At 73.3% G+C, this 14,993-nt stretch carries 4 protein-coding genes and 1 pseudogene; 2 read left to right on the forward strand and 3 right to left on the reverse strand.

The features are described from left to right. The first annotated feature begins 1,220 nt into the window (after positions 1-1,220). Positions 1,221-4,076, forward strand: coding sequence for an AAA family ATPase (locus BFV98_RS07650; protein WP_071095621.1), 2,856 nt, complete (start codon positions 1,221-1,223; stop codon positions 4,074-4,076). Between the two features lie 513 nt (positions 4,077-4,589). Continuing rightward, positions 4,590-7,412, forward strand: a complete 2,823-nt coding sequence (locus BFV98_RS07655) for a LuxR family transcriptional regulator (protein WP_047890662.1) — start codon at positions 4,590-4,592, stop codon at positions 7,410-7,412. Between the two features lie 121 nt (positions 7,413-7,533). Here the strand turns inward: BFV98_RS07655 and BFV98_RS07660 are convergent, their stop codons facing one another. The 3 genes and pseudogenes from BFV98_RS07660 to BFV98_RS32980 form a co-directional block, all read right to left on the reverse strand. After that, on the reverse strand, positions 7,534-8,373 hold the full coding sequence (locus tag BFV98_RS07660) for an ABC transporter permease (protein WP_013285643.1): 840 nt from the start codon (positions 8,371-8,373) through the stop codon (positions 7,534-7,536). Continuing rightward, positions 8,370-9,422: an ABC transporter ATP-binding protein gene (locus BFV98_RS07665; protein WP_013477268.1), complete on the reverse strand. Its 1,053-nt coding sequence runs from the start codon at positions 9,420-9,422 to the stop codon at positions 8,370-8,372. The genes BFV98_RS07660 and BFV98_RS07665 overlap by 4 nt, the downstream gene beginning before the upstream one ends. A gap of 87 nt (positions 9,423-9,509) precedes the next feature. Then, a pseudogene (locus BFV98_RS32980) lies at positions 9,510-14,990 on the reverse strand (type I polyketide synthase); the annotation flags it as partial. Positions 14,991-14,993: the final 3 nt, after the last annotated feature.

The following is a 14,993-nucleotide window of genomic DNA, read 5'->3' on the forward strand; positions in this document are numbered from 1 at the left end:
CACGACGGCCACAGAACCCTTCAGGTCTCGGGCCTGCACGGCCCCATGTCCGGCTATCCAGACGGTGGAGACCGGGTGCCCCGAAATTAGGGCCGGGCTATCGTCGGGCACAACCCCTAGCCGCCGAGTCCGAATCCCCCTGTCCGGGCCTACTGGCCAGCTAGGACCGGATCCCGGCCGTCCGGACACAACGGCCGGCCCGAGCGCTCACTCCGGCTCGGCGAACAATACAGAGACCGCATTTGTCTTCAGCGAGCGAAAACCGATCGGAAAACGTCTTTCTCAATGCCCGGCAGCTCGCCGTCACGACTTTATCGCATTGACGCGTCCCGCATGAGATCAGCCTTCAGGCCGAATGGGACCGCAGACCTCCGCAACCAACAGACACTCGGACGCATAATTCCTTTTCATACATAATCGCAGAATCTCCCAAACGTCCGAATCGTGGCCCGCCGACGCACACCAAGCCTCGACCGCCGGCAGGATCGGACAGGCATCGATCGCAGTTCCGGCATCGATGCCTTCCATCGCAACAATCGAGCGCCTCCGGCAATTGCCGGAGGCCCGACCAGACCCCGCAGCCCCACCCCGGGGGCGGACGACACCTCCACACCAGCCGCCGGCACCAGGCCCGCCCGCGCCGGGATCGGCACGGGCGGGGTCACGAACGCCGAGTTCAACGACGATGACGCTCAGCTCGACGTCTCCGCACGCCGCAACCGCGGGCGGCTTCGAACACCTCGGCGAGAGCGACCGGCAACGCCCGGACGCCGGATTAGCACGGAAAAGCCCATTCGCCAATCAGCAGGCGGGCCGAATAAGCGGAACCATCGGCTCATGGGAGCGCTCTGTCACGGTACGGGACCAGCCGGCGACTTTCCGTCGCCACCTCCGGTCCGGGTCACCCGAGACAAGTAACCCATGTTTGCTCATCCTTTACACAACTCGGCTTGCCGCCCAATTGCCCAACTGCCATACTCCCACCATCAAGGAGGTCGATAGGAAGTGTCGACCCCGCGAGAGCTGGGGAATTATCGCCGACGCACACGGGAACACGGCTCGCAGCAGCCAACCGGTCAAGTCGGTCGATGGCGCACCGGCAAAGCTCGACACCCGTCGATACTTGCCGATAATGGAATGGGTCAAGAATTGCCGGTCTCCAATTTGGTCGAGCTGTCGGGCCGCACCGGGCACGCGGCCCTCCCCCGGAGGGGGCGGTGATGGAGCTGACCGAGCGTTCAAGCCAGCTCGGCCTGCTGGAGCGCCGACTCGCAGACCTGCTCCGCGGCGGCACCTCGCCGACCGATCGGCCGGTGACCGTGCTGACCGGCCCGGTCGGCTCCGGCAAGACCGCGCTCTCACAGACCTTCGCCCGGCGCGCCTGCGACGCCGGAGCACGGGTCATCGGCGCGAGCGCCTCCCGCGCGGAGCGCAGCGTACCGCTGGAGGTCGTCCGGCAGCTCGTCCGCGCGGTGCCGTCGTGCGCCGCGGACGCCCCCGACATCCGGGCCCGCCTCGCCCGGCTGCTGGACGCGGGCGCCCTCGCATGGAGCGACGCCGATCCGGCGGACGCGGAGAACGCCCGGCTCACCGCCGCCATCGGGCGTGCCCTGCTCGAACTGACCTCGCGGGGGCCGCTGGTCATCGTGGTGGACGACATCCACCACGCGGACGTGCCGTCGCTGCGCTGTCTCGATTACGTGGCCCGGCGGCTCTCCGGCCTGCCCGTGCTGATGGTCCTGACGGAGGCGCCACGCACCCGGCCGTGGCAGGCGGACGTGCACGCCGAGATGCTGCAACCGGCGAAGCTGCACCGCATCCGCCTGCCGCTGCTCACCGCCGAGGGGACGTTCCAGCTGCTCGCCCAGCGGCTCGACATCCCGCTCGCCCGCAGCATCGCCGAGGAGAGCCACCGGATCAGCGGCGGGAATCCGCTCCTGGTGCATGCGCTCGCCGATGACCAGGCAGCCGCGCCACGGTCCGCCGACGCCCCGGCGGTCGGCGAGTCGTTCCGGGAGGCCGTGCTGAGCTGCCTGTACCGCTGCGACCGCCTGGTGCTCAACGCCGCCCGGGTGCTCGCCGTGACCGGCGAGCCGCTGCACGGCAGCCTGCTGCCGCATCTCGTCGACGCCCGGTTGCACCCCGCGCTGGGCGCTGTCGACAAGTCGACCAGCGCGGGGCTGATCGACGAACAGGGGTTGCGCCATCCGGCGGTGACCCAGGCCGTGATCGACGGGATGACCGCCGAGGAACGCGTACGGCTGCATCTGGGAGCAGCCCGCCTGCTGCACGACGACGGCGCGCCCCCGGCCCGGATCGCGCCGCACCTGGTGGACATCGGCGAGCTGGCCGAACCCTGGATGGCGCAGACCCTGCTGGACGCCGGCGAGCAGGCGCTGCTCGACGGCGAGGTGGAGGCCGCCCTGCGGTACCTGCGCCGGGCGCACCGCAGTGGCGTCGGCGAGTGTCTGCGGGCGCGGATCCGCTCCGCGCTGGCGCGCGCCGAGTGGCGACTCGACCCGCAGGCCACGATCCCCCACCTGGTCAGCGTCGCCACCGCCATCCGGGCCGGGCACCTCGGCAGCCAACAGGCCGCCGGTCCCATCCAGTACCTCCTCTGGCACGGTGAGATCGACAAGGCCGTCGACCTGGTCAGGCACCTGAGCGAGCGGTCGGATCCCGCCGATCCGCAGTCCGTGGCCGAGCTGCTCATCATCACCGGCTGGATCTCGACGCTCTATCCCGGGGTCATGGTCGACCGGCCCGCGCCCGCCGTGGCGGCGCGGGATCCGCTCACGCTGGCCCGGGTCAAGCACGGGCTCAGCGGAGTCATCCTGCTGTCCGGCGTGCTGGCCCGGGGTGACGCGGGCGTGGTCGAGGCGGCCGAGCGGACACTGTCGACCACCGGGCCGGACGACGAACCGCACATGTGGAGGGTCATCTGCGCCCTCATCGCCATGATCTACGCCGACCGGCTCGACCTGGCCGACGACTGGTGCGAGCGGCTGGACCGCCACCTCGCCACCCCACACCACCCCACCCCCTCGGCTACGCTCACCGCCCTGCGGGCCGCCGTCGCCGGCCGGCTCGGCGACCTCCCCCGCGCCGGCAAGCTGGCCGACGAGGCACTGGGGCAGCTCTCGCCGAAAGGCTGGGGGGTGGTGATCGGGATACCTCTCGCCGTCCGGATACGGGCCCTGACCTTCATGGACCAGCTCGACACGGCGGCCGCCTGCCTTCAGGTGCCGGTGCCGCCGGCGATCTTCGAGACCCCGCTCGGGCTGCACTACCTGCACGCCCGCGGGACGCACGCCCTCGCCGCGGGAAGCCCCGAGGCCGCGCTGGCCGACTTCCAGCTCTGCGGGCAGCTGATGCAGCGGTGGCGGCTGGACTTCTCGGGCCTGGTGCCGTGGCGCACCGAGTCGGCTCGGGCACTGCTCCGGATGGGCCGCCGTCAGCAGGCGCGCAAGCTGGTGCGCGACGAGTTGGCCCGGCTGCGGCCCGTCCACGTCCGGTACCGGGCCGCGGCCCTGCGGGTTCTGGCCGCGACCGAGGAGGGACAGGAACGGATCCCGCACCTGCGCAGCGCCGTACGGCTGCTGCGGCAGTGCGGCGACCGGATGGAACTGGCGCACAACCTTGCCGACCTCGGTCACGCCTACGAGCAGGCCGGCGACCGGCGGCAGGCCCGCGCCGCGACCCGGTCGGCCCGGGCTCTCGCAGAGGAGTGCGGCATCCCGACGTTGTGGCCCAGCGCCCTGTCCACCAGAGACGGTGCCACCGGCGGCCGGGCGGGTGCGGCGGTCGTGGTCCAGGGCCTGACGGACACCGAATCCAGGATGGCCACCCTGGCCGCCCAGGGTCACACCAATCGTGAGATCGCCGAGAAGCTCTTCCTGACGGTCAGCGCGATCGAACAGCGAATGACGCGCATCTACCGGAAGCTGGACGTCAACTCGCGCAGCGAACTCGCCGGACGGCTGCGGTTCGACCGCCCCGGTACGACGGTGCTGGATCCGCTGACGCGGGGCACGGACCCCCCGGGCGGCCGTCCGTCCGGCCCTCGGCCGCGCTGATCCCGGTCGGGCTTCCGCACGGAACAGCCACCGGGCGTCACGCGACCGTCGCCCTCGCCGGCCGCCGCGAAGAGTTCGCTGACCACCACTGTGGGTACCGCCAGGCGTGCGCCGGCAGTCGCGGTGTGGCACCATCAAGCCGTACGCCCCGACACCAGCCGTTCACCGGCGTGTCGCCTCCCCCGGGCCGATCGGCTCCAACACCCCTCACCCCGGTTCGCGCAACCCCTAAATGCCTTCTGGGGCCGCAGGTTTGGGTGCGAAACGATGGGGTCTCACGCCCGTTGTCGCACCATCATGCCGGTGCCAGACTCGCCTCGACACGCGGACCGTACGGCAAGAAGACCGGTCCGACGAAGGATTTCAGGTCCACCCGGCGTGGCCGCCCGGCGCGCTCCACCCCTACCCGTCGAGACGCGGGCGGAGGGGCGGCTGTCTCCGGCAGGGGTGGCGGTGTCGGGCCGCACCGGCGTTTCCAGGCCCGCGCCGCGTACAAGGAGGGCTTACGCGCAGGTGTTGGTTCAGCAAGAGGAACAGATCACCCGTCTGCGGCGCGTGTTCCACGCGTGCGAGGAGCAGCAGCGCGGACACGTCGCGCTGGTCACCGGTGCCGTGGGCAGCGGCAAGACCAGCCTGCTGGAGTCGTTCGGCGAGTGGACGGCCGGCTCCCGCGGGCAGGTGATGAGCGCGACCGGCTCGCGGGCGGAGCGCGGTCTCCACCTGGGAGTCGTCGGGCAGCTGTTCCACAGTGCACGACTCGCCCCGGAGACCGCCGCCCACGTCGAGAAGCTGCTGCGCGACGCCACCTCCGCGGTGCCGTTGCCCGAAGTCGGCGGCGAGGCGTCCGACGGAGACCGGGCCTGGGCACCCCTGCTGCACGGCCTCTTCACCACCCTGATCGACCTGACTGCCAACGGGCCCCTGGTCCTCCTCGTCGACGACGTGCACCACGCAGACCCGGCCTCGCTGCACTGCCTTCTCTACGTGACCCGGCGGCTGCGCCACGCCCGGATCATGGTCGTGTTCGCGGAGGCGTCGACGCTGCGCCCGCCGCACCCGCTGTTCCGCGCCGAGCTGCTCAGCCAGCCGCACTTCTCCCGGATCGGCCTGCCACCGCTGACCGTCGACGCCGTCGCCCGGCTGGTCGAGGGCGCCGTCGACGACGCCGACACCCGCGCGACCGCGGAACACTACGTCCGGATGACCGGAGGCAATCCGCTGCTCACCCGGGCGCTGCTCGACGAACGGGCCGGTGGCGAGGGCAGCGACCACGACGTTCCGTCCGTCGGTGACGCGTTCGACCAGGCCGTGCTCGGGTGCCTCTACCGCCACGAGCCCGGGGTACGCCGGGTGGCCCAGGCGCTCGCCGTGCTCGACCGGCCCGCGTCGACCGAACTGCTCGGCCACCTCCTCGACGTGATGCCCGCGACCACGGTCCCGGCGGTACGGGTGTTGCGTACCTCGGGCCTGATGGAGTGCGACCAGCTACGCCACTCGCGCATCCTGCGCTCGATCCTGGCTGACATGTCGGCCGACGAGCGGCGCAGCCTGCACCAGCGGGCCGCCGAGGTGCTGCACGACCGCGGCGCCGAGGCGAGCGTGGTCGCCGAGCACCTCGTTGCCGCCGGTGCGGCGGTGACCGGCTGGAGGGTGCCGGTGCTCCAGGACGCCGCCGGTCACGCGCTCTCGTCGGGCCGGCCCGACGTGGCGGCAGCCTGCCTGCGGCTGCTCGCCCGCGCGCCGGTGGACGAGCGGCAACGCACCGCCACCACCGAGATGCTGGTGAATGCCCGCTGGCAGATCAACCCGTTGACGGTGAACGGGCAGCTGACGGAGCTGGTGCAGACGGCGCGGGCCGCCGGCTGGTCCACCGATGCGAGCCTCTCCGCCGTGCCGTACCTGCTCTGGCAGGGCCGCATCGATGAGGCTGCCGAGGCCGTCAGCGGCTTCTCGGCGGACGAGGAGCAGGGCCCGGCCGCCCCGCCCGGCCGCCTGCGGATCATGCAGCTTCTGATCTCCCTCTCCCACCCGGACCACCTGGCGAGCGTGCGGCAGACCCCGGCCACCTGGAGCCGCGCGGCCGGCGCCCCGACCACCGTCAGCCCGCTCCTGCAGGCGGTCACGGTGCTCGGCGCCGCGCTGACGCCGACCGCCGACAACGACACGGTGACGACCGCCGAGCAGATCCTGCAGCGCCACCACACGGACGACGGCGCCCTCGGCCTGCTGACCGCGCCCCTGCTGGCGCTGCTCTGGGCCGGCCGGTCGGACCGGGCCGCGGTCTGGGGCGACGTGCTGCTCGACCGGCCGGTGGCTCAGCACGCGCCGGGCTGGCGGGCCGTGATCCGGGCGATCCGGGCGGAGGCGGCCCTGCGCGTCGGCGATCTGCCCGGTGCCGAGCACCACGCCCGCGCGGCCCTGGAAGACATGCCCGCCCCCGCCTGGGGTGTGGCGATCGCCGGACCGCTGTCCACCCTGATCGCGTCCGCGACGGAGTCGGGCCGGTTCGCCGAGGCCGACCGGTGGCTGGCCCACCCGACCCCGCCCGGCATGTTCCGCACCCCGTTGGGCCTGCACTACCTGGCCGCACGCGGCCGGCACCACCTGGCCGTACGCCGGCCGCACGCCGCCACCACCGACCTGCGGCGCTGCGGCGAGCTGATGCGTACGTGGGGGATCGACGCGGCCGGACTGGTGCCGTGGCGGCTGGAGCTGGCCCGGGTGCAGCTCAGCGTCGGCAACAAGACGCAGGCGATGCAGCTCCTGCAGGAGCAGTTGCGGGTGCCGCACGGGGTCGACGACCGGACCCGGGGCCGTACGCTGCGCCTGCTCGCCACCACCGCCGCCCAGGACCACCGGCGCAAGCTGCTCTCCGAGGCGGTCAACCTGCTCCAGTCCAGCGGCGACCGGTTGGAGCTCGTCCGCGCCCTCGGCGACACCGGTCAGACACTCCAGCGCGCCGGAGACTCCGCCCGCGCCCGGCTGCTCGTCCGCCGCGCCTACCAGCTCGCGCAGGACTGCGGGGCGTCGGTGCTGGCTCAGCGGCTGATCCGCCGGGAGCCGGGCAGCGGACTGCCGGCGTACCCGGCCGCCGCCGAGCTCCAGGAACCGGACGACGGGCTGAGTGACGCCGAGCGGCGCGTCGCCGCGCTGGCCGCACAGGGCCACACCAACCGCCAGATCTCCAGCCGGCTCTTCATCACGGTGAGCACTGTCGAGCAGCACCTGACCCGGGTCTACCGCAAGCTCGACGTGAAGCGCCGGACCGACCTTCCGTCCCGGCTCGTCATGTACGCCGAGACACTGGCCGACGAGACACAGAGCGCCACGTCCTGACGGCTGTCGCAGGGGCGCGGTGGAACCGCCCCCTGCGACACCCACCGCGACCGGCGACGACGCAGCGAGGGCCCGAACCGCAGAAGCGGTTCGGGCCCTCGGCGGACGCATCCCGGGCCGGTCAGTCCATGGCGCGGCGCATGAAGCCACGCATGCCGATCGCCGAGAACGCCACGAAGACCCCGGTGAGGACACACATGCACAGCCAGAGCGGCAGCGACTCGACCCCCGGCGGGCCGACGAGCGACCGGGTCGCCTCGCTGATGTAGGTCAGCGGGTTCAGCGAACAGATCACCTGATACCAGCGCAGCGAGTCCAGGCCGAGCAGCGGGAACTGGGTGGCACCGGTGAACATGATCGGGGTCATCACCACTGTGAACATGATCTGGATGTGCTGCGTGGGCACCAGGGTGCCGAAGGCGAGACCGACCGCCGCGCCGACCAGCGCGCCGATCGCCAACACCCCGACCACCTTGAGCACCACCGCCCAGGGCCAGGTGACACCGAGCATGAGCATGCCGACCGGGATCAGCACCACGCCGGCGATCAGGCCGCGGATGCCGCCGAAGACGATCTTCTCCAGGGCCACCAGCGGAATCGCCATGGGCGACAGGAGGCGGTCCTCGATCTCCCGGGTGAAGGAGAAGTCCATCATCATCGGCAGCGCGGTGTTCTCCAGGCCGATCAGGAAGGCGTTCAGCGCGATGACGCCGGGCAGCAGCACGTTGGAGAAGTCGTCGCTGGCGTAGCCCAGGTCGCTGAGCACCTTGCCGAAGATCAGCAGCATGAACAGCGGCTGGATGAAGACCTGGAGCAGGAAGCCGACCAGCTCCCGGCCGGTGACGAACAGGTCCCGCGAGAGCACCGCCCGAAACGTGGCGAACTGGTCCAGCGCGCGCACCGGCGGCGGCGACGAGGCCGGCGACGGCGCGGACGGGGGGGCGGGGGCGGCGACGCTCACCGAAGTTCCCTTCCGGTCAGGTGGATGAAGACATCTTCCAGGCTGGGCTGGCCGATGTTCAGGTCACGGACCTCGCAGCCCAGGTCGGCGAGGATCTTCATCGCCATCGGGATGGCGTTGGCCGGCTGGCCGCTGGTGTAGACCCGGAAGGACAGGGGGGCGTCCGAGTCGGCGGGCGCGTCCGGGACCGGGGCGGGCATCGGCATCGCCGGCATGCCGGGAAACGCCGGCGCGGCGGCGGGCACCTTGGCGGTCATCTTGAAGTGTTCCACCTGCTCCACGTCGGGGATCGCATCGAGCGCGGCCCGCACCTCCTCGGCGGGGGCGCCGGGGGTCACCACGAGGGTCAGGGTGCTGCTGCCCGGCAGCGTACGGGTCAGCGCGGACGGGGTGTCCAGGGTGAGCAGCTTGCCGTGGTCGACGATGCCGACCCGGTCGCAGAGCTTCTCCGCCTCGTCCATGTCGTGCGTGGTGACCACCACGGTCACCCCGGACCGCTTCAGCTCGGCGACCCGGTCGTGCACGAAGAGCCGGGACTGCGGGTCGAGGCCCGCGGACGGCTCGTCGAGGAAGAGCACCCGGGGCGAGTGCATCAGCGCGCGGGCGATCATCGTGCGCTGGGCGAGGCCGCCGGACAGGAAGTCGGTGCGGTGGTTCGCGAAGTCCTTGAGCCCCATCTGGTCCAGCAACTCGTCCGCCCGCCGGATGCGCTGCGCCCGGGGCACCCGGTGGTAGGCCGCGTGGAACAGCAGGTTCTGCCGGACGGTCAGCGCCCGGTCCAGGTTCACCCGCTGCGGTACGACCGCCAGCAACTGCCGGGCGACGGCGGGCGAGCCGATCACGTCGGCGCCGCACACCTGGGCCCGGCCCGAGGTGGCCCGCACCCGTGTGGTCAGCACCCCGATCGTCGTCGTCTTGCCCGCACCGTTCGGCCCGAGCAGGCCGAAGACCTCACCGGCGGCGACGGAGAAACTCAGCCCGTCCACCGCCGGTGGCATGTTGGGCTGGTACCGCTTGACCAGCTCCGTGACCACCACTGCCTCGTCCACGTCGTCATGCTCCGTCCTGGAACGTCGGTCCGATAGATGTATGTGCGCCGATAGGGGGCGCTAGGGGCACGCCAGGGGCGGAACCGGTCACAGGCCCCGCGCGACCAGCCAGCGCTGGACCGTGCCGGCGAGTTCCGGACCCCGGTCGGCGACCATGCTGAAGTGGTCGCCGGCCGCGTCGACGGCCTCGTGCGGGTAGGGCCAGCGCGACCGCCAGCCGTCCGGTTCGCCGTCCCACTCCCCCAGCGGCTCGGTGGCCCGCACCAGCAGGGTCGCCGCCGCCGTCTCGGTCGGCTGCCAGTCCAGGAACAGCGGCAGGTAGCCCGCCCACGCCGTCGTCCGCCAGTCGTCCATCGGCGTGTACGCGGTGTCCCGGTCGATCATCCCGTCGAGAAGCTGCGGCACCCACCCGCCGAGCACCTCGCTGTCGGCCGGGTAGGTGTCCATGAGCACTACCGCGTCCGGCGGGCGGCCCTGGCGTTCCAGCTCCCCGGCGAGCAGGTTGGCCACCATCGCACCACCGGAGTGACCGGCCAGCACGAACGGGCCGGCGCCGACGGTACGCAGAACCGTGTCAGCGTGCACCCGCAGCAGCGCGTCGAGGTCGGCGGGAAGCTCCTCGCCCGCGCCGAACCCGGGGTTGGGCAGGGCCCACACGTCACGTACGCCCCGGAAGCCGGCGGCCAGCCGGGCGTACTCGTGCGCGCCGGACAGCAACGACATCGTGCAGCAGCACACCAACTGCGCCCGGGCGCCGCCCTCGGCCAGCCGGAGGATACCGGCCGGGCGGGTGAGCTCCGCCGGCTCGCGGAAGCTGGGGCGGAACTGGGCGAGCTTGACCAGCAGTTCGGCATACCCGGCCGGGTCCTCGCGCGCCTTCGGCTGGTTGAACAACCCGCCGAGCAGTCCGCCGCCGGCACCATTCCCGGCAGGTCCGCCGGCGTCGTCCGCGCCGTCCCCGGCCGCCTCCGCGCCGAGGAGCTGGCCGATCAGGTGAACGGCCAGCGCCGTAGGCGTGGGGTGGTCGAAGAGCAGGGTCGTCGACAGCTCCGCCCCGGTCTCCTGGCGCAGCGCGTCGCGCAGCTCCAGTGCGGTCAGCGAGTCGAAGCCGAGTTCCAGGAAGTCCCGGTCGGCCTCGACCGCGTTGGGCGAGGCGTGCCCGAGGACGGTGGCCACCCGCGCCCGGACCAGGTCCAGCAGGATCCGGTGCCGGTCGCCGGCCGGGACGCCGGCCAGCCGCTCGCGCAGCGCGCGAGCGGGATCGGTCGCCGCGGCATCGCCGGCCTCCGGCTCGGCACCGGCCGTCGCCTCGGGCACGCCGCGCAGCAGCGCGCTGGGCCGTACGGCGGTGAAGGCCGGCACGAACGCGGGCCAGTCGAGGTCGGCGACGGCCAGTTGGTCGTCGCCACGGACCAGGGCCTGCCCCAGCGCGGACAGGGCCACGTCGGCGGGCAGCGGCCGGACCCCCCGGCGGCGCAGCTGCGCCGCATCGGTGACCTCGTCCGCCCAGGGCACCCACGCGACGACGGTCGCCGGGCGGCCAGCGGCACGCCAGCCGGCGGCCAGCGCCTCCAGCCCGGCGCCCACGGCGGCGGCGACCGCCGCTCCCCCGCTGCCCCAGACGGCGGCCGTCGAGGTGAAGACGACGAACTCGTCGATCGGTAGGCCGGCGCAGGCCCGCCCGAGCAGTTCCACCGCGGTGGTACGGGCGGCCACGGCGTCGGCCAGGTCGTGCGGATCCAGCACCGCTACCGGGTCGCCGGCCCCGTCGGAGTCGGCGATGTGCAGGACGGTACGGATCTCGCTGCCGGTGGCGGCCAGCCGGTCAAGCGCCTCGGGCAGCCCGTCCAGGTCGTCGACGGCGGTGACGGTGACGTCCGGGCCGAGCGGGTCGGCGTCCGCCACCGGCCCCACGAGGACGAGGTGCGACGCGCCCCGCTCGGCGAGCCAGCGCAGCAGGTGTGGGGTACGTACCTGCGCGGAACCGTGCACCAGGACCGCGCCGCGGGGCCGCCAGTCCGTATCGGTGGCGCCGGCCGGGGCCCGGTGGAGCCGCCGGGCGTACACCCCGCCGGTGCGTACCGCCACCTGGTCCTCGTCGCCGCCGGACGCGACGACCCGGGCGAGCGCGGCGAGCGCGACGTCGTCCGGCTCCGCCGGCAGGTCGACCAGCCCGCCCCACGAGCGCGGCTGCTCCAGCGCCAGCACCCGGCCCAGCCCCCAGACGTACGCCCCGGCCACGCCGGGAGCGGCGTCGTGCGCGTCGACGGTCACCGCGCCCCGGGTCACGGTCCACATCGGCGTACCGTTCCCCGCAGCGGCGAGGGCCCGCACGAGCGCGGCTGTCCCGGCGAGCGCGCCGGTCTCCGTGCCGGCCGCCCGTTCCTCCGCCGCCAGCAGCGAGACCACGACCGACCAGGTGCCGTCGGCGAGCAAGGCCCGGGCCACGGCGTCCAGGTCGTCGCCCACGGTGACCAGCGTCGGGTCCAGGCCCTCGGCGCGCAGCACGGTGAGCACCGCGGTGGCGTCGGTGCCTGCCCCGGCCACCAGCAGGCATCGACCGGCCGGCGTGGTAGGGGCTGACAGGTCGACGCGTTCCCAGTCGGCGCGGTAGCGCAGCCCGTCCAGCTCCGATCCGCGACGCCGCCGGTCCCGGTAGGAGGCGAGGGCGGGCAGCAAGTCGGCGAGCGCGTCCTGCCGGTCGGCGGGCAGGCCGAGCGCGGCGGCCAGCTCGGCGGGTCGTCCCTGCGCCACGGCCGCCCAGAACTCCTCGTCTTCGCCGGTCGCGGCGGGCGGGACGAGATCCACGGTGGGCGGGTCCGGCCAGAAGCGCTCGCGGTGGAAGGCGTAGGTGGGCAGTTCGACGCGCGCGGCGTCGCTGCCGTCGAAGGGAGCCGCCCAGTCGACTCCGGCACCGCGCAGGTCGACCGCGGCCAGCGCGGCGAGCAGCGTGGTCGTCTCCGGCTGGTCCCGGCGGGCGAGCGGCACGAAGGCCGCCGGTTCCATGTCGGGCAGGCACTCCCGGGCCAGCACGGTCAGGGCGCCGTCGGGGCCGAGTTCCACGAAGGTTCCGACGCCGCCGGCGGCGAGGGTGGCGACGCCGGCGTGGAAGCGGACGGTGTCCCGGACGTGGTCGACCCAGTAGCCCGGGTCCGTGGCCTGGGCGGCGGTGAGCGGCTCGCCGGTGCGGTCGGAGACGATCGGAAGGTTCGGCGGGTGCCAGGCGACCTTCTCCGCGACGATCCGGAAGTCGGCCAGCATGGCGTCCATCCGGGCGGAGTGGAAGGCGTGGCTGACCCGCAGCCGACGGGACCGCCGGTCCTCGGCAGACAGCCGCCGCCCCGCCGCGAGCACGGCCTCCTCGTCGCCGGAGAGCACCACCGACCGGGGGCCGTTCACGGCGGCCAGGGACACCCGCTCGTCGAGCAGCGGGACCACCTCCGCCTCGGACGCCTGTACCGCCAGCATCGCCCCGCCGGGCGGCAACTGCTGCATGAGCCGGGCCCGGGCGGCCACCAGGGTCGCCGCGTCGGCCAGCGACAGCACCCCGGCGACGTGCGCCGCGGCCAGCTCGCCGACCGAGTGGCCGAGCAGGAACTGCGGGCGTAGCCCCCAGGCGGTGACCAGCCGGTATGCGGCGACCTCGTAGGCGAACAGCGCCGGCTGGGTGAACTCGGTACGGTCCAGCAGATCCGCGTCGGGCGAGTCGGCCCCGGCGAAGACCACCTCCCGCAGCGGCCGGCTCAAGTGCCGGTTCAGCTCCCCGGCCACCTCGTCGAAGGCGGCGGCGAAGACCGGGAACCTGCGGCACAGCTCGGCGCCCATGCCGGGGCGCTGGGCACCCTGCCCGGTGAAGAGGAACGCGACCTTGCCGGCCCGGCGGGCCACGCCTCGCACCACGCCGGGGGTGTCGCGCTCCTCGGCGACCGCGTGCAGGCCGGCCCGCAGCTCGTCGCGGTCCCCGCCGATCACCGCTGCCCGGTACGGCAGGGCCGCCCGGGTGGTGACCAGCGAGTACGCCACGTCGGCGGCGGTCAGGTCGGGGTGATCGGCCAGATGCGCCAGCAGCCGCCGTGCCTGCCCGGCCAGGGCCGGCGCGGAGCGGGCCGAGACGATCCACGGTGCCGGCGGGGCGGGCGTACCGGCCGGCCGGACGTCGTCGGTGTCCGTCGCGACGGCCTGCTCGATGACGACGTGTGCGTTGGTGCCGCTGATCCCGAACGCGGAGACCCCGGCCCGGCGTGGCTGCCCGGTCTCCGGCCAGGGCTGTGTGCCGGTCAGCAGGGACACCGCCCCGGCCGACCAGTCGACGTGCGGGGTGGGCTCGTCCACGTGCAACGTGGGCGGCAGCACCCCGTGCCGCATCGCCAGCACCATCTTCATCACCCCGGCCACACCCGCCGCCGCCTGCGTGTGCCCGATGTTCGACTTGATCGAGCCGAGCCAGAGCGGCCGGTCCGCGGACCGACCCTGCCCATACGTGGCGATCAGGGCCTGCGCCTCGATCGGATCACCCAAAGTGGTACCCGTGCCATGCGCCTCGACCACGTCCACCTGGTCGGCACTCAGCCCCGCGTTCGCGAGAGCCTGACGGATCACCCGGCGCTGCGACGGGCCGTTCGGGGCGGTCAGCCCGCTGCTCGCGCCGTCCTGGTTGACGGCACTGCCGCGCAGCACGGCGAGGACCGGATGGCCGTTGCGGCGGGCGTCGGAGAGCCGCTCGACGAGCAGCATGCCGGCCCCCTCGGACCAGCCGGTGCCGTCGGCGGCGGCGGCGAACGACTTGCACCGGCCGTCGGTGGACAGGCCCCGCTGCCGGGAGAACTCCACGAAGACGGTCGGGGTGGCCATCACCGACACCCCGCCGACCAGCGCCATCGTGCATTCGCCCAGCCGCAGCGCCTGGCAGGCGAGGTGCAGCGCGACCAGCGACGAGCTGCACGCGGTGTCCACGGTGACCGCCGGCCCCTCCAGCCCGAGGGCGTACGAGATCCGGCCGCTCGCCACGGCTGCGGCGCTGCCGGTGCCGAGGTAGCCCTCGACGCCGCCGGTGACCCCGGTGAGCAGAGCCGCGTAGTCACCCTGACTGCTGGTGGCCGCGTAGACGCCGGTCGGCGCGCCGCGCAGCCGGGTGGGGTCGATGCCGGCCCGCTCGAACGCCTCCCAGGCGGTCTCCAGCAGCAGCCGCTGCTGCGGGTCCATGGCGAGTGCCTCGCGGGGGCTGATGCCGAAGAACGCCGGGTCGAAGTCCCCGGCGGAGTAGAGGAACCCGCCCTCGCGCACGTACGACGTGCCCCGGCTGTCGGGGTCGGGGTCCGGGTCGTAGAGCGCGCCCAGGTTCCAGCCCCGGTCGTCCGGGAACGCCGACATCGCGTCGCTGCCGGCGGCCACCAGGTCCCAGAGCTGCTCGGGTGACCTGACACCGCCAGGGAACCGGCAGCTCATGCCGATGATCGCCACCGGTTCGCTGAGCGCGGCGGTGAGCTGCTGGTTCTGCTGCTTGAGCTTCTGGTTGTCGAGCAGGGACGCACGCAGCGCGCCGACGACCTCGTCCAGGGAAACAGTCATCGG

This window comes from Micromonospora sp. WMMB235, assembly GCF_001855515.1.
Classification (GTDB): Bacteria; Actinomycetota; Actinomycetes; order Mycobacteriales; family Micromonosporaceae; genus Micromonospora; species Micromonospora aurantiaca.

Coding starts and splice junctions, on each gene's coding strand:
- BFV98_RS07650 (WP_071095621.1), top strand. CDS start 1,221: ATGGAGCTGACCGAGCGTTCAAGCCAGCTCGGCCTGCTGGAGCGCCGA.